The organism is Pseudomonas marginalis (assembly GCF_001645105.1).
GTDB classification, from domain to species: domain Bacteria; phylum Pseudomonadota; class Gammaproteobacteria; order Pseudomonadales; family Pseudomonadaceae; genus Aquipseudomonas; species Aquipseudomonas petroselini.
The window spans coordinates 72,577-94,652 of record NZ_LKEG01000026.1; the positions used below are offsets into that span (position 1 = coordinate 72,577).

The 22,076-nt window shown below is 61.0% G+C and carries 14 protein-coding genes; 7 read left to right on the forward strand and 7 right to left on the reverse strand.

Annotation, left to right across the window (positions count from 1 at the left end):
* Positions 1–23: 23 nt before the first annotated feature.
* Positions 24–1,049, forward strand: a complete 1,026-nt coding sequence (locus tag AO064_RS05345) for a quinone-dependent dihydroorotate dehydrogenase (protein WP_046036415.1) — start codon at positions 24–26, stop codon at positions 1,047–1,049.
* A 132-nt stretch (positions 1,050–1,181) separates the two neighbouring features.
* On the opposite strand, the gene rmf is transcribed toward AO064_RS05345, so the two are convergent.
* Positions 1,182–1,397: a ribosome modulation factor gene (gene rmf / locus AO064_RS30050; protein ID WP_002553055.1), complete on the reverse strand. Its 216-nt coding sequence runs from the start codon at positions 1,395–1,397 to the stop codon at positions 1,182–1,184.
* A gap of 532 nt (positions 1,398–1,929) precedes the next feature.
* On the opposite strand from rmf, the gene rlmKL reads away from it, so the two are divergent.
* Positions 1,930–4,194 (forward strand): bifunctional 23S rRNA (guanine(2069)-N(7))-methyltransferase RlmK/23S rRNA (guanine(2445)-N(2))-methyltransferase RlmL, encoded by a 2,265-nt coding sequence (gene rlmKL / locus AO064_RS05350; RefSeq protein ID WP_046036416.1) that lies wholly within the window; start codon positions 1,930–1,932, stop codon positions 4,192–4,194.
* A gap of 140 nt (positions 4,195–4,334) precedes the next feature.
* Complete coding sequence (locus AO064_RS05355) at positions 4,335–6,731, forward strand: sensor domain-containing diguanylate cyclase (RefSeq protein ID WP_064052652.1); 2,397 nt, start codon at positions 4,335–4,337, stop codon at positions 6,729–6,731.
* A gap of 239 nt (positions 6,732–6,970) precedes the next feature.
* Here the strand turns inward: AO064_RS05355 and dacB are convergent, their stop codons facing one another.
* Positions 6,971–8,431 carry a D-alanyl-D-alanine carboxypeptidase/D-alanyl-D-alanine endopeptidase gene (gene dacB / locus AO064_RS05360; RefSeq protein WP_015885335.1) on the reverse strand — a complete coding sequence of 487 codons (1,461 nt, stop codon included), beginning with the start codon at positions 8,429–8,431 and terminating at the stop codon, positions 6,971–6,973.
* 237 nt (positions 8,432–8,668) lie between these two features.
* Between dacB and AO064_RS05365 the strand changes: the two genes are divergently transcribed.
* Positions 8,669–9,013, forward strand: coding sequence for a YggL family protein (locus tag AO064_RS05365; protein ID WP_046036418.1), 345 nt, complete (start codon positions 8,669–8,671; stop codon positions 9,011–9,013).
* 36 nt (positions 9,014–9,049) lie between these two features.
* On the opposite strand, the gene AO064_RS05370 is transcribed toward AO064_RS05365, so the two are convergent.
* On the reverse strand, positions 9,050–10,240 hold the full coding sequence (locus tag AO064_RS05370; protein WP_064052653.1) for a benzoate/H(+) symporter BenE family transporter: 1,191 nt from the start codon (positions 10,238–10,240) through the stop codon (positions 9,050–9,052).
* 226 nt (positions 10,241–10,466) lie between these two features.
* Here AO064_RS05370 and AO064_RS05375 point away from each other — a divergent pair, with 226 nt between their 5' ends.
* On the forward strand, positions 10,467–11,231 hold the full coding sequence (locus AO064_RS05375; protein ID WP_015885332.1) for a GntR family transcriptional regulator: 765 nt from the start codon (positions 10,467–10,469) through the stop codon (positions 11,229–11,231).
* 126 nt (positions 11,232–11,357) lie between these two features.
* On the opposite strand, the gene guaD is transcribed toward AO064_RS05375, so the two are convergent.
* From guaD to xdhA, 4 genes are all read right to left on the reverse strand, one after another.
* On the reverse strand, positions 11,358–12,662 hold the full coding sequence (gene guaD, locus AO064_RS05380) for a guanine deaminase (protein WP_064052654.1): 1,305 nt from the start codon (positions 12,660–12,662) through the stop codon (positions 11,358–11,360).
* Positions 12,663–12,669: 7 nt separating this feature from the next.
* Entirely contained in the window at positions 12,670–13,527 is an 858-nt protein-coding gene (xdhC, locus tag AO064_RS05385; protein WP_064052655.1) for a xanthine dehydrogenase accessory protein XdhC, read from the reverse strand.
* A 122-nt stretch (positions 13,528–13,649) separates the two neighbouring features.
* A complete protein-coding gene (xdhB, locus tag AO064_RS05390; protein WP_064052656.1) occupies positions 13,650–16,049 on the reverse strand; it encodes a xanthine dehydrogenase molybdopterin binding subunit in 2,400 nt (799 codons plus the stop codon).
* Complete coding sequence (gene xdhA / locus AO064_RS05395; protein WP_064052657.1) at positions 16,042–17,490, reverse strand: xanthine dehydrogenase small subunit; 1,449 nt, start codon at positions 17,488–17,490, stop codon at positions 16,042–16,044. Before xdhA ends, xdhB begins: the two co-directional genes overlap by 8 nt.
* 280 nt (positions 17,491–17,770) lie before the next feature.
* Between xdhA and AO064_RS05400 the strand changes: the two genes are divergently transcribed.
* The gene (locus AO064_RS05400) at positions 17,771–18,430 is read left to right on the forward strand and encodes a GntR family transcriptional regulator (protein ID WP_015885327.1); all 660 of its coding nucleotides are present in this window, start codon (positions 17,771–17,773) and stop codon (positions 18,428–18,430) included.
* Positions 18,431–18,432: 2 nt separating this feature from the next.
* Positions 18,433–21,921: a chromosome segregation protein SMC gene (gene smc, locus AO064_RS05405; protein WP_064052658.1), complete on the forward strand. Its 3,489-nt coding sequence runs from the start codon at positions 18,433–18,435 to the stop codon at positions 21,919–21,921.
* The last annotated feature ends 155 nt before the right edge of the window (positions 21,922–22,076 follow it).

Here is a 22,076-nt window from a genome sequence, read left to right on the forward strand (position 1 = left end):
CGCCATCCGAGTCTAGCCCGCCCATGTATACCCTGGCCCGCCAGCTGTTGTTCAAACTCTCCCCGGAAACCTCCCACGATCTGTCCCTGGACCTGATCGGTGCCGGTGGTCGCCTGGGGCTCAATGGCCTGGTATGCAAGGCACCGGCAAAGGTGCCGGTATCGGTGATGGGGCTCGATTTCCCCAACCCGGTCGGGCTCGCGGCTGGCTTGGATAAAAACGGTGCGGCCATCGATGGTTTTGCACAGTTGGGTTTCGGCTTTGTCGAGATCGGCACCGTGACCCCGCGACCACAACCGGGTAACCCCAAGCCGCGTATCTTCCGCCTGCCGGAAGCCGAGGCGATCATCAACCGCATGGGGTTCAATAACCTGGGCGTTGATCATCTGTTGTCGCGGGTTCAAGCGGCAAAGTACAAGGGCATCCTGGGCATCAATATCGGCAAGAATTTCGATACCCCGGTTGAGCGTGCAGTGGATGATTACCTGATTTGCCTGGACAAGGTTTACGCCCACGCCAGCTATGTCACCGTTAACGTCAGCTCACCCAATACCCCGGGCCTGCGCAGCCTGCAGTTCGGCGACTCGCTCAAGCAATTGCTCGAAGCTCTGCGCCAGCGCCAGGAAGACCTGGCCGTGCGCCATGGCAAGCGCGTGCCGTTGGCAATCAAGATTGCCCCGGACATGAGCGACGAAGAAACCGTGCTGGTGGCCCAGGCCCTGGTCGATTCCGGCATGGATGCAGTCATCGCCACCAACACCACCCTCAGCCGCGTCGGTGTCGAAGGCCTGGCCCATGGCGACGAAGCGGGCGGCCTGTCGGGTGCGCCAGTGCGTGACAAGAGCACGCATATCGTCAAGGTACTGGCTGCCGAGCTGGCCGGGCGCTTGCCGATCATCGCGGTCGGCGGCATTACCGAAGGCAAGCACGCGGCGGAGAAGATTGCTGCCGGCGCGAGCCTGGTGCAGTTGTACTCCGGCTTTATCTACAAGGGGCCGGCACTGATTCGCCAGTCGGTGGATGCGATTGCAGCCCTGCCCAAAGCCTGAGAAACCCTAAACAGCGCCCATTAAAAAGGGCTCCTTAAAAGGAGCCCCTGGGCCGAAGCCCGCCGCCTGGATAGGGCGTGCGTGGTTAAGTCGTTACATATTCGTGGTGGTGTCGGAATGTATTGCCCTTGATTAGCCGACGGCGTGAAGTTCGTTGAGTCTGTGGATGCCCGCAGTGCCAGTCATACCGTCCCAGTTGTCGCCGCGTCCTTCTCGCCAGCCGTTGATCCAGGCTTGGCGTACCGACGGTAGAGTAAATGGGCAAAGCTCACGGGATTTGCCATGAACGCCATATTGATATCCGCGTAAAAATGCTCTTTCCAACGGATCACGCTTAAGTCTTCTCATAGGGTGTTTCCCTCACTTGTTGACTGTCTTGATATCCTTCGGCCTCGTCTGAGGCCGGGCAGAGTTTTTCTGCCGTTGGTGGGCTCGCTGCCGGCGTGGCGAGCCTAGGTGTCGGCGTCGTTACGGCGCCAACCTGTGTTGAGTTCTAACCAATAGGTCACATGGATTCAATGATCGTTTTGTCATAAGCACGTAACGATAACGATGCTATAGCCATAAGCTGGGATGGCTTTTCGCCCCTTTTATTGGGCAAAGCCAGCTATGATGCACCCTGCAAAGAGGATGGGTTTAATCCTTTAGTGAGAATGTCCGCCCGTTGCAGTCGGTTATTATTCGACGAAGGGTCGGAATATTTCTTTTTGTTGCTGCAAATTCTCTCTCTGCCCCGTCGATAAAGGCCCAAGGGCTCGTTAGACGGGGTGGGACGGCACATTCGTGCCACGCGAGCACTCTTCAAGAAAAGTGCTTGATTGAAAACCGAACCGGCGATGCGTCGCCCGTTCATTTATTGCTGAAAAGCCTGGATTGCCCCATGTCGGACCGTTTTGAACTCTTCCTCACTTGCCCCAAGGGCCTCGAAGGCCTGCTGATCGAGGAAGCCGTCGGGCTTGGCCTTGAGGAAGCCCGCGAGCACACCTCGGCCGTGCGCGGCATGGCCGACATGGAAACCGCCTACCGCCTGTGCCTCTGGTCGCGACTGGCCAACCGCGTGCTGCTGGTGCTCAAGCGCTTCCCGATGAAGGACGCCGAAGACCTCTACCACGGCGTACTGGATATCGAGTGGGCTGACCACATGGTGCCGGATGGCACCCTGGCGGTTGAGTTCAGCGGCCACGGTTCTGGCATCGACAACACCCACTTCGGCGCGCTGAAGGTCAAGGATGCGATCGTCGACAAGCTGCGCACCCCGACCGGCGAACGCCCGTCCATCGACAAGATCAACCCGGACCTGCGCATCCACCTGCGCCTGGACCGTGGCGAAGCCATCCTGTCCCTCGACCTGTCCGGCCACAGCCTGCATCAGCGTGGCTACCGCCTGCAGCAGGGCGCGGCACCGTTGAAGGAAAACCTGGCCGCCGCGATCCTGATTCGTTCGGGCTGGCCGCGCATTGCTGCCGAAGGCGGCGCGCTGACCGACCCGATGTGCGGCGTCGGTACCTTCCTGGTCGAAGGCGCGATGATCGCTGCCGACATGGCGCCCAACCTGAATCGCGAACTGTGGGGCTTCACCACCTGGCTCGGTCACGTCCCTGCGCTGTGGAAGAAGCTGCACACTGAGGCGACTGAGCGCGCGGCCATCGGCATGAACAAGCCGCCGCTGTGGGTGCGTGGCTATGAAGCTGATCCTCGGCTGATCCAACCCGCGCGCAACAACATTGAGCGCGCCGGCCTGAGCCACTGGATCAAGGTGTACCAGGGCGAAGTCGGTACCTTCGAGCCACGCCCGGACCAGAACCAGAAAGGCCTGGTCATCTGCAACCCGCCGTACGGCGAGCGCCTGGGTGACGAAGCCAGCCTGTTGTACCTCTACCAGAACCTCGGCGAGCGTTTGCGCCAGGCGTGCATGGGCTGGGAGGCGGCGGTGTTCACCGGCGCGCCGGACCTGGGCAAGCGCATGGGCATTCGCAGTCACAAACAGTATTCGTTCTGGAACGGCGCGTTGCCGTGCAAATTGCTGCTGATCAAGGTCAACCCTGACCAGTTCGTCACCGGCGAGCGTCGTACCCCGGAGCAGCGCCAGGCCGAGCGTGAGCAAGCCGCTTACGATCAAGCCCCGGTCGAGCCGCAAGAGCGTCAGTACAACAAGAACGGCAACCCGATCAAACCCGCCCCGGCACCGGTGGTCGAGCAGGCGCGCCTGAGCGAAGGCGGGCAGATGTTTGCCAACCGCCTGCAGAAGAACCTCAAGCTGCTGGGCAAGTGGGCCAAGCGTGAAGGCGTGGATTGCTACCGTGTGTACGACGCCGACATGCCGGAATATTCCATGGCCATCGACCTGTACCACGATTGGGTCCATGTACAGGAATACGCCGCACCGAAGTCCATTGACCCGGAAAAAGCCTCCGCGCGTATGTTCGATGCCTTGGCGGCGATTCCCCAGGCGCTGAACATCGACAAGAGCCGTGTGGTGGTCAAGCGTCGCGAGCGTCAGAGCGGCACCAAGCAGTACGAGCGCCAGAGCGCCCAGGGCAAGTTCACTGAAGTCAGCGAAGGCGGCGTGAAGCTGCTGGTCAACCTCACCGACTACCTGGACACCGGCCTGTTCCTCGACCATCGTCCGATGCGCATGCGCATCCAGAAGGAAGCGGCCGGCAAGCGCTTCCTGAACCTGTATTGCTACACCGCCACCGCCAGCGTGCACGCGGCCAAGGGCGGCGCGCGCAGCACTACCAGCGTCGATTTGTCCAAGACTTACCTGGACTGGGCGCGTCGCAACTTCTCCCTCAACGGTTTCTCTGACAAGAACCGTCTGGAGCAGGGTGACGTGATGGCGTGGCTGGAGGCCAGCCGTGATGAGTTCGACCTGATCTTCATCGACCCGCCGACCTTCTCCAACTCCAAGCGCATGGAAGGCATCTTCGACGTACAGCGCGACCACGTGCAGTTGCTCGACTTGGCCATGGCCCGCCTGGCGCCGGGTGGCGTGCTGTACTTCTCGAACAACTTCCGCAAGTTTGTGCTCGAGGACAACCTCAGCGAGCGCTATGCGGTCGAGGAAATCAGCGACAAGACCCTCGACCCGGATTTCGCGCGTAACGCGAAGATCCACCGGGCGTGGAAAATCACCGCGCGCTGATCGCCGTCACCCAAAGCCGCAAGCCTGGATTATTCCGGCCTTGCGGCTTTTTTACGCTGGTCAAACGCTGGGTCGGTAGCTATAACTTAAGGCCTAGCCAAAGTGACACCCCCCGCAGGCTGGCGTTGTGAGTGTTGCCTATGCCGTTGCAAGCCGTTCGCCCGAAAATCCTAGGCTTTATCAGTGAGCAGGCGTCGGCTTGGCTGGTGGCATTGGTGGTGTTGCTGGCAGGGTTTACCCTGACGGCAATCGTCGCCTGGGCCGCGTCCGACCTTTATCAGCAACAGGTGCGCCAGCGCTTTCAGTTGCTGGTCAACGAGCGTTATACCCGCTTGCAGGAACGCTTCGAAGACCAGGAGCAACGCCTCAACAGCCTACGGCGTTTCTTCGTCAATTCCGACGAGGTGTCCCGTGAAGAATTCGACGGGTTTGCCCTGCCCTTGTTGTTGCGCGCCCGTGCTTACTCCTGGGCGCCCCGCGTGTATCGCGAGCAGCGCGAGCAATTTGAGCAGACGGTGTCTGACCAGCGCGGCACACCCTTTGTTATCCGTGAATTGAATTCGGCCGGTGAACTGGCGCCTGCGCCCGAGCGCGATGAATACGTGCCGGTGCTGTACAGCCAGACTCAAAGCTTGCTGGGGGCACCGCTGGGCTTTGATCTGCTGGCCCAGCCGCTGCGGCGCTCGGCCCTTGAGCGTGCGCAGAAGACCGGCAAGCTGGCGGTCTCTCAGCCGATGCAATTAGTGGGGGTCGAGCCGGCTTATTCCACCGGGGTTTTACTGGTCGCGCCGGTGAGCCGCCTGCCCACTTACGAACAGTCCCAGAATGAGCCCTATGGCTACGTGATGGCGGTGATCAGCATGCGTCAGCTGGTGGCCGACGGTTTGCCCAAGCCCGACCGGGACAACCTGACGATGCAGATAGTCGATACCTCCGACCTGCAAAAGCGCGTGCTCTTCGAGTCCGGCACGGTTGTGTCCGACAGTGACCTAGTCGGCGCGCGTCGACTCACCTTGGGCGATCACGTGTACGCCTTGAGCCTGCGTCCGAGCCAGGTGTTCGACCAAGCGAACCACTCTTCGCTGTCCACCGTCTTGACCATGGGCGGCCTGCTCAGCCTGCTGCTAAGCGCCTTGCTCTATATGCTGGTGAGCCAACGCCAGCGCGCGTTGAAACTGGTTGAGCAACGTACCGTACAACTGCGTCTGCGCGAGCAGGAGTTGCGCGGTGCCCATGGTCAGTTGCGCAGCGTGCTCAACGCGGCCACGCAGGTCGCGATTATTGCCACCGACCTGCGCGGCATCATCAACACCTTCAATGCCGGTGCGGAACAGATGCTGGGGTTCCAGGCCGAGCACGTGGTGGGGACATATACCCTGGAAAGCCTGCACCTGGGGACGGAGTTGGAAGTGCGTGCGGCCAGCTTGAGTGTGGCCTTGGGCAAGCGTATTCCGGCGAGCCAGGCCATGCTGGTGGAAAGCCCTGACAACCTGCACGAAGCCCGTGAATGGACCCTGATCCGCCAAGACGGCAGCCCGTTGACGGTGAACATGTTGGCCACGGTGTTGCTGGACGACCATGGTTTGTGGATCGGTCACCTGGCGATTTACCTGGACATCACCGAACAAAAGCGCGCATACGAGGCCTTGGCTGCCAGGGATCGCCTGCTCAAAAAGCTCAGCGCCCATGTCCCCGGCGGAATCTTCCAGTTCACCCTGGAGCCCCAGGACAACTGGAAATTCATCTACGCCAGCGATGGCATGCGCGACATCTATGAAATCGAGCCCGGTGTGTTGCAGCAGGATGCGAAGAAGGTCTTCGAGCGTATTCACCCGCTGGACGCGGAACGGGTACGCGCCTCGATTCGCTTGTCGGCATTGCAGTTGAGTCATTGGCGCGAGGAGTACCGGGTGCAGTTGCCGCAACGCGGCCTGCGCTGGATTCGTGGCGAGGCGACGCCGGAAGAGTTACCCGCAGGCGGCACGTTGTGGCATGGCTACGTGTCGGATATTTCCGATCTCAAACGGGTGGAGGAGGAGCTGCGCGCGCTGTCCATCACCGACTCATTGACCGGCATCCACAACCGCCGCTATTTCCAGGATCGTCTCAAGGCCGAGATGGTGAGGCTCAACCGCACCTCGGGGGCATTGTCGGTGATCATGCTTGATATCGATCACTTCAAGCGTATCAACGATCAGCATGGGCATGCCGTTGGCGATGGGGTGTTGCAGGAGCTGTGCAAACGCATCAGCCAGCGCCTGCGCCGCACCGATGTGTTCTGCCGCCTGGGCGGTGAGGAATTCATGGTGCTGTGCCCTCACACGGACGGCGACCAGGCCTACAGCCTGGCGACGGAGTTGTGGGCGTCGCTGCGCAGCGCGCCGATGGAGCCGGTCGGCATTGTCACCGCCAGCTTTGGCGTGGCCAGTTGGCGGGTGGATGAAGGTATCGACGGGCTGTTGCTGCGCGCCGACTCGGCGGTGTACGTGGCCAAGCAGGGCGGCCGCGACCGGGTCGAAGCGCCCCCGGTTTGCTGACCGGCCCTGTTGTTTGATGCGCGGGGTTGTTGTGGTGCTCGGGATTGTGTGTGATGCACTGGATTGTGGTGGTGAGCGGGCTTGCCCCGCGCTGGGGCGCGAAGCGGCCCCAATAAGAACACTGCGGTGAATCAGGTTTTTCTCAGCGCCTGCTTTGGGGCTGCTGCGCAGCCCAGCGCGGGGCAAGCCCGCTCACCACAACCACAGCAAGCCCGCTCACCACAGTTGCTCACTCGGTTTCAGAGGACCGGAGCGGCCGCCACTGCCTTTGGCTGGCGATATAAATCCAGCAGCACCTGATCCAGCACCGACGAAGCACCCCATGGCTTCGGATCGTTGAGGATCGCCACCACGGCCCAAGTGTTGCCGTTGTTGTCACGGCTGAACCCGGCGATGGCGCGCACGGTGTTCAAGGTGCCGGTCTTGACGTGGGCTTCGCCGCGCATGGCGGTGGTTTTCAGGCGCTTGCGCATGGTGCCGTCAGTGCCGGCAATCGGCATCGAGCTGATGTACTCCGCCGCGTAAGGGCTTTTCCACGCCGCTTGCAGCATGGCGGCCATCTCGCGGGCGCTGACCCGTTCTGCACGTGACAGGCCGGAGCCGTTCTCCATCACCAGGTGCGGCGCGGTGATGCCTTTTTTCGCCAGCCACTGGCGCACTACGCGTTGCGCCGCCTTGGCATCGTCGCCGTCGGCATCGTTGCGAAACTGCGCACCCAGGCTCAGGAACAGCTGTTGGGCCATGGTGTTGTTACTGTATTTGTTGATGTCGCGGATGATTTCCGCGAGGTCCGGCGAAAACGCCCGAGCCAGCACTTTGGCATCCTTGGGCACCGGCGCCTGGATATCACGGCCCTGGATGGTACCGCCCAGTTCCTTCCAGATCGCCCGGACGGCACCGGCCGTGTAGGTGGCGTGATCCAGCAACGACAGATAGGTCTGCGAACTGCAGCCATCGGCCAACTGGCCGCTGACCGTCACTGTCACGCTGCCATCGGCGGCGGTGACCGGGTTGTAACGCACGTCGCCGGTACACTGCTTGGCGTTGGAGACCTTGACCTGGTTGTCGATGCGAATGCTCGCAATCGGTGGCTCGACCGACACCAGCACTCGGCCGGAATCATTGCGGGTCACAAAGCGCAGGGCCTTGAGGTTGACCAGCAGCGCGTCCGGCTTGACCAGGAACGGTTTGTTCTCGTCGTTGCCATCGTCATTGAATTCGGGCAACAGCGGTTGGTTGAAGAAGCTGCGGTCCAGCACCAGGTCACCGGTGACCTGCTGCACGCCGTTGGCGCGCAGGTCGCGCATCAGCAGCCAGAGTTTTTCCATGTTCAGCTTGGGGTCGCCGCCGCCCTTGAGGTACAGGTTGCCGTGCAGCACGCCACCGCTGAGGGTGCCGTCGGTGTAGAACTCGGTTTTCCACTGGTGGTTGGGGCCGAGCATTTCCAGGGCCGCATAGGTGGTGACCAGCTTCATGGTCGAGGCCGGGTTCACCGACACGTCGGCATTGAAGACGGTCGGCGTGCCGGGGCCGTTCAGGGGGATCATCACCAGGGACAGCGCGGTGTTTTGCAGCTTGGCTTTCGCAAGCGCCTGCTGAACATTCGGTGGCAGGGTGTTATTGACGGGGGCAGCGGAGGTGGAAAAAGCCAGTGGAAGGAGAAAACCGGCGAGTAGTACGGAGCGCAAAGATTTGATCATAAGAAGTAAAACCCTACTGCTGAGGAGGGTGAAAAAGGCGAGGGGTATATAAGAAAATCCCTCAATGGTCATGAAAGTGTCGGCATTATGCCCCAAGGCGTAGCCACTTGTAGCTGAACGATAGCGGGTAATGGGCGTTTTTTTTACCGGTAAATGGCCGCCTGTCCCAGAGAGTCGGGCAATCGCCGCCTTAAACTGCTAAAGTGCCGCCCGTTATTACTTATGAGGATTGTTCCAATGGCGACTAACCGTTCCCAGCGTCTGCGCAAAAAACTGTGCGTTGATGAATTTCAAGAGCTGGGTTTCGAACTGAACCTGGACTTCAAAGAAGGCCTGAGTGAAGAAGCTACCGATGCTTTCCTCGAAGCATTCATCAAAGAAGCCATGGAAGCCAATGGTCTGGGCTATGTCGGCGGCGATGACTTCGGTCTGGTTTGCCTGCAGAAGCGTGGCTCGGTCAACGAAGAACAGCGCGCAGCTGTTGAAAGCTGGCTCAAAGGCCGCAGCGAACTGAAAAGCGCTGAAGTCAGCCCGCTGCTGGACGTTTGGTATCCGGAAAAGCCGATCAACGCGGCTAAGTGATACTAAAAAAACGGCGACCTCAGGGTCGCCGTTTTTTTATGCCTTGCGCCCATTCAGAATCAGCAGCGTCAACACCCCCGCCACAATCCCCCAGAACGCCGAGCCGATGGAAAACAGCGTCAAGCCAGACGCCGTGACCATAAAGGTGATCAGCGCCGCTTCCCGTTCCTTCGGCTCATTCATGGCGATACTCAAGCCATTGATGATCGAGCCAAACAACGCCAACGCTGCAATCGACAGCACCAGTTCCTTGGGCAAGGCCGCGAACAAGGCCGCCAAGGTCGCGCCGAACACCCCTGCAATCCCGTAGAACACCCCGCACCACACCGCCGCGGTATAGCGCTTGTTGCGGTCCTCATGGGCATGCGGCCCGGTGCAGATCGCCGCGCTGATCGCCGCGAGGTTGATGCCGTGGGAGCCGAAGGGCGCCAGCACCAGGGAGGCCAGGCCCGTGGCGGTGATCAAGGGTGAGGCGGGCACGTTATAGCCGTCGGCCCTGAGCACCGCGACGCCGGGCATGTTCTGCGACGTCATCGCCACCACAAACAACGGGATGCCGATGCTGATGGTCGCCGCCAGCGAGAAGTGTGGCGTGGTCCATACCGGCGTCGCCACTTCCAGGTGAAAAGCGCTGAAGTCCAACAGCCCCATCAATTCCGACAAGGCGGTACCGATCAGCAGCGCGGCCAGCACCGCATAACGCGGCGACAGGCGCTTGATCACCAGGTAGGTGAAGAACATCCCCAGCACCAGCCCGGTGCGATGCTGCGCGGCGACGAAGATCTCGCTGCCGATCTTGAACAGAATCCCCGCCAGCAAGGCGGCCGCCAGCGATGCCGGGATGCGCTTGACCAGTTTTTCAAAGCTGCCGGTCAACCCGCAAATCGTCACCAGCACGGCGCAGGTGATGTAGGCACCAATGGCCTCGCCATAACTCACACCGCCCAGGCTGGTGATCAGCAGCGCCGCGCCCGGCGTCGACCAGGCGATGGTGATGGGCGTGCGATAGCGCAGCGAGAGACCGATGCTGCACACCGCCATGCCGATGGAAATCGCCCAGATCCAGGAAGAAATCTGCGCCGTGGTCAAACCGGCGGCTTGTCCGGCCTGAAACATCAGGACCAGGGAGCTGGTGTAGCCGGTCATCATGGCGATGAAGCCGGCGACGACGGCCGACGCAGAAGTGTCGGCCAGCGGGCGCAAAGGCGCTTGGGTGGCGTCGGTCATGGAGCGGTGTTCCTTTTACCTGGAAGTTTGCCGGTGACGGCACGGATTCAAGCCTAAACTCAAACCTGACAAGTCATTGCAATACAGCCGGCGCCGCAAACAGCCGTACAGTGTGTTGGCGCATCCGGTTGTGTACAATGTGCCCTGTTTTTAGGTGATACTTGCCAGCGACACGCCGTTGCCGTATTACCGTTAATTCGCCGCCGTTCTCCAAACCCGAGTGCCCATGAACGAACAGTTGCAACCTCTCAAGAAACAACCGCGAGCCGGCAAGGCCGGTCGCAGCGGAACCCAGGACGATATCGTCTACGCGCATATCTTCGAGGCGATCCTCGAACAACGCCTGGCACCCGGTACCAAGTTGAGTGAAGAGGCTCTGGGCGAAATCTTCGGCGTCAGTCGCACCATCATTCGCCGCGCCCTGTCGCGCCTGGCCCATGAAGGCGTGGTGTTGCTGCGGCCCAATCGCGGTGCGGTGGTGGCCAGCCCGAGCGTCGAGGAAGCGCGCCAAGTGTTCCTCGCGCGGCGTCTGGTGGAGCGGGCAATCACTGAATTGGCGGTGCAGCACGCAACGGCCGAACAACTGGCCGAGCTGCGTCAGATGGTCAATGACGAGCGCGACAGCTTCTCCCGTGGCGATCGCGGTGCCGGTATTCGCCTCTCCGGCGAATTCCACCTCAAGCTGGCCGAAGCGGCGAAGAACGCGCCGTTGATCAGCTTCCAGCGCAGCCTGGTGTCCCAGACCTCATTGATCATCGCCCAGTACGAAAGCGGCAACCGCTCGCACTGTTCGTACGATGAACACACCCAATTGATCGATGCGATCGAAGCACGGGATGCGGCGCTGGCGGTGAACCTGATGATGCACCACATGGACCATATCGACAGCAAGCTCAACCTCGATGAGGAAAGTGCGTCGGATGATTTGCATGCGGTGTTCTCGCATTTGTTGCAGACCAAGAAGCCGGGGCGTTCGTCCATAAAGTTGTAAATACGACCAACAATGTGGGAGGGGGCTTGCCCCCGATAGCGGTGCATCAGTCAATTAATCCAGAGACTGACACTCTGCTATCGGGGGCAAGCCCCCTCCCACATTTGTTTTGGGGTGTTTGTGGAATTAGCGCTGGTGCACCAATTGCCCGGCTGCATACGTCTGCAACACCGTCCGATCATCCCCCAGTGTCATCAACACAAACAACGTCTCGGCAATGTTCTTCGCCTGCTTCAGGCGGTAGCTCAGCAGCGGCGTGGCGTTGTAGTCCAGCACCAGAAAGTCCGCATCCGTGCCCGGTTGCAACGTACCGATCTTGTCTTCCAACCGCAGCGCCCGCGCGCCACCCAGGGTGGCCAGGTACAGCGATTTGAACGGGCTCAACCGTGCACCCTGCAACTGCATGACCTTGTACGCTTCGTTCAGGGTTTGCAGCAGCGAAAAACTGGTGCCGCCGCCCACGTCAGTCCCCAGGCCCACATTCAGTTTGTGTTTCTCAGCCATCGGCAGGTTGAACAAACCGCTGCCGAGGAAGAAGTTCGAGGTTGGGCAGAACGCGATCGCCGAACCTGTTTCCGCCAGCCGTGCGCATTCGTCATCACACAAATGCACGCCATGGGCAAACACCGAGCGCTCGCCCAGCAGTTTGTAGTGGTCGTACACATCCAGGTAGCCCGTGCGCTCCGGGAACAGTTCCTTCACCCATTCCACTTCCTGCTTGTTCTCACTGATGTGCGTCTGCATGTACAGATCCGGGTATTCGCCCAGCAGTTGCCCGGCCAGCGCCAGTTGCTCCGGCGTGCTGGTCGGCGCAAAGCGTGGCGTCACCGCATAGTGCAGGCGGCCCTTGCCGTGCCAGCGCTCGATCAGTGCTTTGCTTTCCTGGTAGCCGGATTCGGCGGTGTCGGTGAGATAGTCCGGCGCGTTGCGGTCCATCATCACCTTGCCGGCGATCATGCGCAGGTCGAGCTTTTCGGCCGCTTCGAAAAACGCATTCACCGATTGCGGATGCACGCTGCCGAACACCAACGCGGTGGTGGTGCCGTTGCGCAGCAGTTCCTTGATGAAAATATCCGCGACTTCTTCGGCGTGCGCCTTGTCGGCGAACTGGCTTTCGCACGGGAAGGTGTAGGTGTTGAGCCAATCCAGCAACTGCTCGCCATACGCGCCGACCATGCCGGTTTGCGGCAGGTGGATATGGGTGTCGATCAGGCCGGGGGTGATCAGCGCGTCCTGGTAATGGGTGATGTCGATATCGGCGGGCAGGGTCGGCAGCAAGTCGCTGGCGTGGCCGACGGCGCTGATCTGGCCGTTTTCGATGACCAGCAGGCCGTCTTCGAAATACTCGTAGGAGGCTTCGATACCCACTTCAGCGGGGTCGGCGAGGCTGTGCAGAAGGGCGGCACGGTAGGCTTTGCGGGTCAAAGGCATGGTCGTCTCAATTCTTGGAAAAAGAAGTCAAAGCTTGGCTGCGGCGCGAAGCCACAAGCAGTTTGGCAATGGGTTCGGCGCCGGCAGTGTGCTGGCCGAAATTCGCGTTATAAGTGGCGATGATTTCGCCGGCGATGGAGATGGCGATCTCCACCGGCAACTTGCCCTTCACATCGGTGAGGCCCATGGGGCAGCGCATGCGTTGCAATTGCGCGGCGTCGAAGCCACGATCGCGCAGGCGGTGTTCGAACTTGACGCGTTTGGTCTTCGAACCGATCAGGCCGAAGTAGGCAAAGTCATTGCGCTTGAGCAGGGCGGCGGTCAGTTCGAGGTCCAGCGCGTGATTGTGGGTCATGACGATGCAGTAACTGCCCACCGGCAAGTCGGCAATTTCGTCGACCGGTTCTTCGCTGACGATTTTACGCACGCCTTGCGGGATCTGTTCCGGAAACTCCTGGTCACGCGAATCGATCCAGCGCACCCGGCATGGCAGGCTTGCCAGCAACGGCACCAGGGCACGCCCCACGTGGCCGGCGCCAAACACGGCAATCTGCGCTTGCACTTGGCCCATGGGTTCGAACAGCAATACGGTCACGCCACCGCAGCACTGGCCCAGGCTCGCGCCCAGGCTGAAGCGCTCCAGGTGGGTGTTCTGCTGGCCACGCACGAGCATGTCGCGGGCGATCTGCATCGCCTTGTATTCCAGGTGCCCGCCGCCGATGGTGTCGAAGGTCTGGGTGGTGCTGATCACCATCTTAGAACCGGCATTGCGCGGTGTAGAGCCGAGCTCTTCGATGATGGTCACCAGGACGCAGGGTTCGCCGCTGTTTTGCAGGTCGGCGAGGGCGCTGATCCAATTGTTCATGTTTACCTCAACATTTCTGTTGTCAGTTCGGCCGTCATCGGGAGCAAGCCCCCTCCCACATTTAGAGCTGCGAATACATTCCAGTGTGGGAGGGGGCTTGCCCCCGATGGCAGCGCCTCGATCTAAAGCGAAGCCATCTCGGTATCAGCCTCAACCACCTTCGCCACAGTCAATTGGCGCATTTGTTCGCAACCCCACAACACCCGCTCCGGCGTCGCCGGCGCATCAATCTTGGGCTGATGGCGATACTCACCCAAGCTCGCCACCGCATCCTTGATCGCGCACCACGATGCAATCCCGAGCATGAACGGCGGCTCGCCCACGGCCTTGGAATGGAACACCGTGTCTTCGGGGTTCTTGCGGTTTTCCACCAGCTTCACCCGCAGGTCCAGCGGCATGTCTGCCACTGCCGGGATCTTGTAGCTGGCCGGGCCGTTGGTCATCAGCTTGCCCTTGTTGTTCCACACCAGCTCTTCCATGGTCAGCCAGCCCATGCCCTGGATAAAGCCGCCTTCGACCTGGCCGATGTCGATGGCCGGGTTCAGCGAAGCGCCCACATCGTGGAGGATGTCGGTGCGCAGCATCTTGTATTCGCCGGTGAGGGTGTCGACGATCACTTCGCAGCACGCCGCGCCGAACGCGTAGTAATAGAACGGCCGCCCCCGTGACTGGCTGCGGTCGTAGAAGATTTTCGGGGTCTTGTAGAACCCGGTGCTCGACAGCGAGACCTGGGCGAAATACGCCTGCTGGATCAGCGCCTCGAAGGACAGGATCTGTTCACGCACTCGCACATGACCGTTGCGGAACTCCACATCGGCTTCGCTCACGTCGTATTTGCGGGCGGCGAACTCCACCAGGCGCTGCTTGATGGTTTCGGCGGCGTTCTGCGCGGCCTTGCCGTTCAAGTCGGCACCGCTGGACGCCGCGGTCGGCGAGGTGTTGGGCACCTTGTCGGTGTTGGTGGCGGTGATCTGCACGCGGTCGATTTCGACCTGGAACACCTCGGCCACCACCTGCGCGACCTTGGTGTTCAAGCCCTGGCCCATCTCGGTGCCGCCGTGGTTCAAGTGGATGCTGCCGTCGGTGTAGATATGGATCAACGCGCCGGCTTGGTTGAGGAAGCTGGCGGTAAACGAAATACCGAATTTCACCGGGGTCAACGCCAGGCCTTTTTTCAGGATCGGGCTGTGGGCGTTGTACAGGCGGATGGCTTCGCGGCGCTCGGCGTATTGGCTGCTGGCTTCCAGCTCGGCGGTCATCTCTTCGAGCATGTTGTGCTCGACGGTCTGGTAGTAGTGAGTGACGTTGCGCTCGGTCTTGCCGTAATAGTTGGCCTTGCGCACCGCCAGCGGGTCGAGCGCCAGGTGACGGGCGATGGCGTCCATCACTTCCTCGATGGCAACCATGCCTTGCGGGCCGCCGAAGCCGCGATAGGCGGTGTTGGAGGCGGTGTTGGTCTTGCAGCGATGACCGTTGACGGTGGCATCACCCAGGTAATACGAGTTGTCGGCGTGGAACATCGCGCGGTCGACAATCGAGTTGGACAAGTCCGGCGAACAGCCGCAGTTACCCGCCAGTTCCAGGTTGATTCCGTGCAGGCGGCCGCTATCGTCGAAGCCCACGTCGTATTCGATGTAGAAGGGGTGGCGCTTGCCGGTCATCAACATGTCTTCGACGCGCGGCAGGCGCATCTTGGTCGGCTGGCCGGTCAGGCGCGCCACCACCGCGCACAGGCATGCCGGGCTGGCGGCCTGGGTTTCCTTGCCGCCGAAACCGCCGCCCATGCGGCGCATGTCGACCACGATCTTGTTCATCGACACGTCCAGCACTTCGGCCACCAGCTTCTGCACTTCGGTGGGGTTCTGCGTGGAGCAGTAGACGATCATGCCGCCGTCTTCGGTGGGCATCACCGACGAGATCTGGGTTTCCAGGTAGAAGTGTTCCTGGCCGCCGATGTGCAGCGTGCCCTGGATACGATTTTTCGCGGTCGCCAGTGCGCCGGCCGAATCTCCGCGCTGATGGGTGTGGCTGTCCAGCACGAAATGTTTGTTGCGAAAGGCCTCGACCACGTCCAGCACCGGTTCCAGGTCTTCGTATTCGATCACCGCCGCCATCGCGGCCTTGCGTGCGGTTTCCAGATCGCGGGCGGCCACCGCCAGCACCACTTGACCTACAAACTGCACGGTGTCGATGGCCAACAACGGATCGCCGGGCATCAACGGGCCAATGTCTTTCAGGCCCGGCATATCTTCATGGGTGATGACAATGCGCACGCCATCGAAGGCGTAGCAGGGCGCGGTGTCGATGCTGATGATTTTCGCGTGGGCGCGGTCGGACATGCGCGCATACAGGTGCAACTGATTGGGGAATTCCAGGCGGTCATCGATGTACTGCGCTTCACCGGACACGTGTTTGGCGGCGCTGTCATGCTTGACGCTGCGGCCGACCCCGGAGGTAAGGTCTTGGGCGAACAGCTCGGCAAGCTCGGCCTGGGTTTTAACGACGGCGTGATGGTTAGACATAAGCGGTCACCCGAGTCTCGATGTGCGGCGTTTGCAGTTCGATGAAGTATTTGCGCAGCAGGTTCTGCGCGCTGAGCAGGCGGTATTCCTTACTGGCGCGGAAGTCCGACAGCGGGGTGAAATCCTCGGCCAGGGCGGCGCAGGCTTTCTCCACGGTGGCGCTGTTCCACGTGGCGCCGACCAACGCGGTTTCGCAGCTTTTGGCGCGTTTGGGCGTGGCGGCCATGCCGCCGAACGCAACGCGGGCCTCGCGGATCACGCCGTTGTCGATCTTCAGGTTGAACGCGGCGCAGACGGCGGAAATATCATCGTCCAGGCGCTTGGACACCTTGTAGGCACGGAACAACGCGTGGCCCTTCGGCACGATGATCTTCTCGATGAACTCGCTGTCCTGGCGGGCGGTGACGCGGTAGTCGATGAAGTAGTCTTCGAGCGCCAGGGTGCGGCGTGTCTCGCCCTTGCACAGCACAATCTGCGCGCCGAGAGCGATCAGCAGCGGCGGCGAATCACCAATCGGCGAAGCGTTGCCGATGTTGCCACCGAGGGTGCCCTGGTTGCGGATCTGCAGGGAGGCGAAGCGGTGCAGCAGTGCGCCGAAGTCCGGGTAGGCGTGGTGCAGCGCGGTATAGCAGTCGGAGAGGGCGGCGGCGGCGCCGATTTCCAGGCGGTCGTCGAAGTGTTCGATGCGCTTCATTTCTTCAATGTTGCCGACGTAGATCATCACCGGCAGCGTGCGGTGGAACTGGGTGACTTCCAGCGCCAGGTCGGTGCCACCGGCCAGCAGGCGGGCTTGCGGGTAGGCGTCGTAGAGGTCGGCCAGGTCAGCGACGGTGAGCGGCACCAGGCAGCGTTTATCGCCGCTGTTGAGTTCACCGGTTTGCGTCGGCGCGATGGCTTTGAGGCGGGCGATGGTCTCAGCTTGCCGGCTGTCGAACTGGTCCTGGGGCTTGTTGCAGCAGGCCTGCTCGGCGGCGGCGAGAATTGGGCGATAACCGGTGCAGCGGCACAGGTTGCCGGCCAGGGCTTCATGGGCTTTCTGGCTGTCGGGGGCGTCACTGTTCTTTTGCAGGGCAAACAACGACATCACAAAACCGGGGGTGCAAAAGCCGCATTGGGACCCGTGGCACTCGACCATGGCCTGTTGCACGCTGTGCAGTTGGCCCTGGTGCTTGAGGTCTTCGACGCTGATCAGTTGTTTGCCGTGCAGCGATGACACAAAGGTAAGGCAGGAATTGAGGCTGCGATAACGAATCTGCTCGGTGCCTTGGTCATCCGTGTGCAGTTCGCCGACCACCACAGTGCACGCACCGCAATCGCCGCTGGCGCAGCCTTCCTTGGTACCGGATTTGCCCAGGTGCTCACGCAAATAGTTGAGCACGGTCAGGTTGGGGTCCAGGGCGTGCTCGCTACGGAGTTCCTGGTTAAGTAAAAACTGGATCACGGAAGGCCTCGCAGACTCATTATTGTTGTTAACCGCTTTGCGCCGAATCTAGTCATGTCTGACTTTTCGGTCAATGGTTTTCTGACTTAAGGGTCAAGAAAATGCAGTCACAACACTTTCAATTATGGTTCAGTCTTCTGGAACCGGTGTTTTTAAAGGCTTTTGGGTGTTCAACGTTGCTTATTTCATGCCAAATTCGCCGCCGTGGGCGTAGCGCCATCAGCGGGCCAATGCGCTACACTGCCGCGCTTGTACCGATAGAAGATTTTGAAGGGAAAACATGACGTTCAAGGCGCCGGACAGTCTCGCCGAGCAAATTGCTCACCACCTCGCCGAACGCATCATTCGCGGCGATCTCAAGCCTGGGGAGCGGATCCAGGAGCAAAAGGTCACGCTGGCACTCAATGTCAGCCGTGGTTCCGTGCGCGAAGCCTTGCTGATCCTCGAGCGCCGTCACCTGATCGCGATCCTGCCGCGCCGTGGCGCCCACGTCACCGAACTCACCGCGCACAAAGTGCAGAGCCTGTGCACCTTGATGAGCGAGTTGTACATCCTCCTGGGCAATGCGGTTGCCCAAGGCTGGCAGACCCAGGTGGACATGGCGCCCTTTGTGCAGATCCAACAGCGCCTGGTGACCAATTTCGAGCGCCAGGACATCCGCGCCTTCGTCGAAGAGTGCTTCAATGTGATGCGCGCCGCTTACCCCTTCGCCAACAACCCGTATCTGCAGGAGACGGTCGAGAACCTGCAGCCGGCGATGAACCGTGCCTATTACCTGGCACTGGATCAACGCAAGGCGTCCATGAGCGAGTACCTGGCGCTGTTCGAGCAATTGCTCGCCGCCGTACTCGCCCGTGACCTGCCGCAGATTCGCCTCGTGCTGTCGGCTTACTGCCAGCGCAGTTCCTCGCTGGTCATCGCTGCGTTGGCGGACGCCTAAGCGTGCGGCTCAAGTGCATCAAACTGGCGGGGTTCAAATCCTTCGTCGACCCGACCACGGTCAACTTCCCCAGTAACATGGCGGCGGTGGTCGGGCCCAATGGTTGCGGCAAGTCGAACATCATCGACGCCGTACGTTGGGTGATGGGCGAGAGCTCGGCTAAAAACCTGCGTGGCGAGTCGATGACCGACGTCATCTTCAACGGCTCCACCAGCCGCAAGCCGGTGAGCCAGGCGAGCATCGAACTGGTGTTCGATAACTCCGACGGCACCTTGATCGGCGAGTACGCGGCCTACGCGGAAATTTCGATCCGCCGCAAAGTGACCCGCGACAGCCAGAACAGCTACTTCCTCAACGGCACCAAGTGTCGCCGTCGGGACATCACCGATATCTTCCTCGGCACAGGCTTAGGCCCGCGCAGCTACTCGATCATCGAGCAGGGCATGATCTCCAAGCTGATCGAAGCCAAGCCCGAAGACCTGCGTAACTTTATCGAGGAAGCGGCCGGTATCTCCAAGTACAAGGAGCGCCGCCGCGAGACCGAAAACCGTATCCGCCGCACCCACGAGAACCTCGCCCGCCTGACCGACCTGCGTGAAGAGCTGGAGCGCCAATTGGAGCGCCTGCACCGCCAGGCCCAGGCCGCCGAGAAGTACCAGGAATACAAAGGCGAGGAGCGCCAGCTCAAGGCACAACTCTCGGCCCTGCGCTGGCAGGCGCTGAATGATCAGGTGGGACAGCGCGAAGCGATCATTGGCACCCAGGAAATCAGCTTCGAAGCCTTGGTGGCCGAGCAGCGCAATGCCGACGCCAGCATCGAGCGCCTGCGTGACGGCCACCATGACCTGTCCGAGCGCTTCAATCTGGTGCAAGGCCGTTTCTATTCGGTGGGTGGCGACATTGCTCGCGTGGAGCAGAGCATCCAGCACGGTCAGCAGCGCCTGCGCCAATTGCAGGATGACCTGAAGGAAGCCGAACGCGCGCGCCTGGAAACCGAATCGCACCTGGGCCACGATCGCACCTTGCTGCTGACCCTCGGCGAAGAGCTGGACATGCTCACGCCCGAGCAGGAACTCACCAGCGCCGCCGCCGAAGAAGCCGCCGCCGCCCTGGAAGAAGCCGAAACTACGATGCACGGCTGGCAGGAACAGTGGGATACCTTCAACCTGAAGTCCGCCGAACCACGCCGCCAGGCCGAGGTGCAGCAGTCACGCATCCAACAGCTGGAAACCAGCATGGAGCGCCTGGCCGAGCGCCAGCGTCGTCTGCAGGAAGAGCGCGTGTTGCTCGCCGCCGACCCGGAAGACGCGGCGATCATGGAGCTGAGCGAACAACTGGCCGAAAGCGAAATGACGCTGGAGGAACTGGAAGCCAGCGAAGAACAACAAGTGGAGCGCCTGGAGCAATTGCGTCAGCAACTGCAACAAGCGACCCAGGCTCAGCAACAGGCCCAGGGGGATTTGCAGCGGCTCAATGGCCGCCTGGCATCCCTTGAGGCGTTGCAGCAAGCCGCTTTGGACCCGGGCACCGGCACCGCCGAATGGCTGCGCGACCAGCACCTGGCCGAACGCCCGCGCCTGGCTGAAGGATTAAAAGTTGAAGCCGGTTGGGAGCTGGCGGTAGAGACCGTTTTAGGCGCCGACCTGCAAGCCGTACTGGTGGACGATTTTGGCGGTTTTGACCTGGCCGGTTTTGCCCAGGGCGATTTGCGTTTGCTCAGCCCGGCCGCTGACGGCGCGCGGGTGCCGGGCAGTTTGCTGGATAAAGTTGAGGCGGCGATTGATCTGTCGCCGTGGCTCGGCCAAGTCAAACCGGTCGAATCTCTTGAGCAGGCCCTGGCCCAGCGCGGCCAGCTGGCGGCCGGCGAAAGCCTGATCAGCCGTGACGGCTATTGGGTGGGTCGCCATTTCCTGCGCGTACGGCGCGCCAGTGAAGCGGAAAGCGGTGTTCTGGCCCGTGGCCAGGAAATCGTCAACCTGATCGCCGAACGTGAAGAGCGCGAAGCCACGCTGGAGAGCCTGGAAACCGAACTGCAAACCCTGCGGGCCACCCAGCGCCAGCAAGAGACCGGTCGTGAACACCTGCGCCGCCTGTTGCAGGACGAAGCGCGCCAGCAAGGCGAATTGAAAGCCCAGCTGTCCGCGAGCAAAGCCAAGGTCGAGCAACTGACCCTGCGCCGCACCCGTCTGGACGAAGAAGTTGCCGAGATGGGCGAGCAACGCGCCCTCGAACACGAACAGATCGGCGAAGCCCGCCTGCAGTTGCAGGAAGCCCTCGACAGCATGGCGCTGGACACCGAGCAGCGCGAATTGCTGCTGGCCCAGCGCGACAGCCTGCGCGAGCGCCTTGACCGCGTGCGCCAGGAAGCGCGGCAGCACAAGGACCACGCTCACCAGTTGGCGGTACGCTTGGGGTCGCTCAAGGCCCAGCACGCGTCCACGGCCCAGGCCCTTGAGCGCCTGGAGATGCAGTCCGAGCGCCTGACCGAAAAGCGCGAGCAACTGAGCCTCAACCTGGAAGAAGGCGAGGCGCCGCTGGAAGAGTTGCGCCTCAAGCTCGAAGAGTTGCTCGACAAGCGCATGACCGTCGACGAAGAACTCAAGACCGCACAGATCGCCCTGGAAGACGCCGACCGCGAACTGCGCGATGCTGAAAAACGCCGGACCCAGGCCGAGCAGCAATCCCAGCTGATCCGCGGCCAGCTCGAACAACAGCGCATGGAATGGCAAGCCCTGACCGTGCGCCGCAAGACCCTGCAAGACCAATTGCTGGAAGACGGCTATGACCTGCACGGCGTGCTTAACACCCTGACTGCCCAGGCCAACGAGAAAGACGCCGAAGAAGAACTTGAGCGCATTGCTGCACGTATCCAACGCCTCGGCGCGATCAACCTCGCCGCCATCGACGAATACCAGCAGCAATCCGAGCGTAAACGTTATCTGGATGCCCAGGACGCCGACCTGGTGGAGGCCCTGGACACCCTGGAGAACGTGATCCGCAAGATCGACAAGGAAACCCGTAACCGCTTCAAAGATACCTTTGATCAGATTAATGGCGGTTTACAGGCCTTATTCCCAAAAGTTTTCGGCGGTGGCAGCGCTTACTTGGAACTGACGGGCGAAGATCTACTCGATACAGGGGTAACGATCATGGCGCGGCCTCCGGGCAAGAAGAACAGCACCATCCATTTGTTGTCCGGCGGCGAGAAAGCCCTGACCGCATTGGCCCTGGTATTTGCCATCTTCAAGTTGAACCCGGCGCCGTTCTGCATGCTCGATGAAGTTGACGCTCCGCTGGATGACGCTAACGTTGGACGGTACGCGCGGTTGGTCAAAGAGATGTCCCAGACCGTGCAGTTCATCTATATCACCCACAACAAGATCGCCATGGAAATGGCTGATCAGTTGATGGGGGTAACGATGCACGAGCCGGGCTGTTCGCGTTTGGTGGCGGTGGATGTGGAAGAGGCGATGGCGATGGTGGAGTCTTGAACCCTGCCGCGAGAGAATTTTTTTAGCACGCCGTAAGACGGTTTACCGGTCTGGCGAAAGTGGCAAATGGACATATTTGTTCAAGGCATTTTGACAGACGGTGTAAAGTTATCTTTGGTCGTGCTAGTTTAATGTCAATTTTTCGTATGCGTGGG

Bases quoted from the DNA above. Each gene is read 5' to 3' on its own strand.
- AO064_RS05345 (WP_046036415.1), top strand. From the start codon at position 24: ATGTATACCCTGGCCCGCCAGCTGTTGTTCAAACTCTCCCCGGAAACC.
- rmf (WP_002553055.1), bottom strand. From the start codon at position 1,397: ATGAGAAGACTTAAGCGTGATCCGTTGGAAAGAGCATTTTTACGCGGA.
- rlmKL (WP_046036416.1), top strand. From the start codon at position 1,930: ATGTCGGACCGTTTTGAACTCTTCCTCACTTGCCCCAAGGGCCTCGAA.
- AO064_RS05355 (WP_064052652.1), top strand. From the start codon at position 4,335: ATGCCGTTGCAAGCCGTTCGCCCGAAAATCCTAGGCTTTATCAGTGAG.
- dacB (WP_015885335.1), bottom strand. From the start codon at position 8,431: ATGATCAAATCTTTGCGCTCCGTACTACTCGCCGGTTTTCTCCTTCCA.
- AO064_RS05365 (WP_046036418.1), top strand. From the start codon at position 8,669: ATGGCGACTAACCGTTCCCAGCGTCTGCGCAAAAAACTGTGCGTTGAT.
- AO064_RS05370 (WP_064052653.1), bottom strand. From the start codon at position 10,240: ATGACCGACGCCACCCAAGCGCCTTTGCGCCCGCTGGCCGACACTTCT.
- AO064_RS05375 (WP_015885332.1), top strand. From the start codon at position 10,467: ATGAACGAACAGTTGCAACCTCTCAAGAAACAACCGCGAGCCGGCAAG.
- guaD (WP_064052654.1), bottom strand. From the start codon at position 12,662: ATGCCTTTGACCCGCAAAGCCTACCGTGCCGCCCTTCTGCACAGCCTC.
- xdhC (WP_064052655.1), bottom strand. From the start codon at position 13,527: ATGAACAATTGGATCAGCGCCCTCGCCGACCTGCAAAACAGCGGCGAA.
- xdhB (WP_064052656.1), bottom strand. From the start codon at position 16,049: ATGTCTAACCATCACGCCGTCGTTAAAACCCAGGCCGAGCTTGCCGAG.
- AO064_RS05400 (WP_015885327.1), top strand. From the start codon at position 17,771: ATGACGTTCAAGGCGCCGGACAGTCTCGCCGAGCAAATTGCTCACCAC.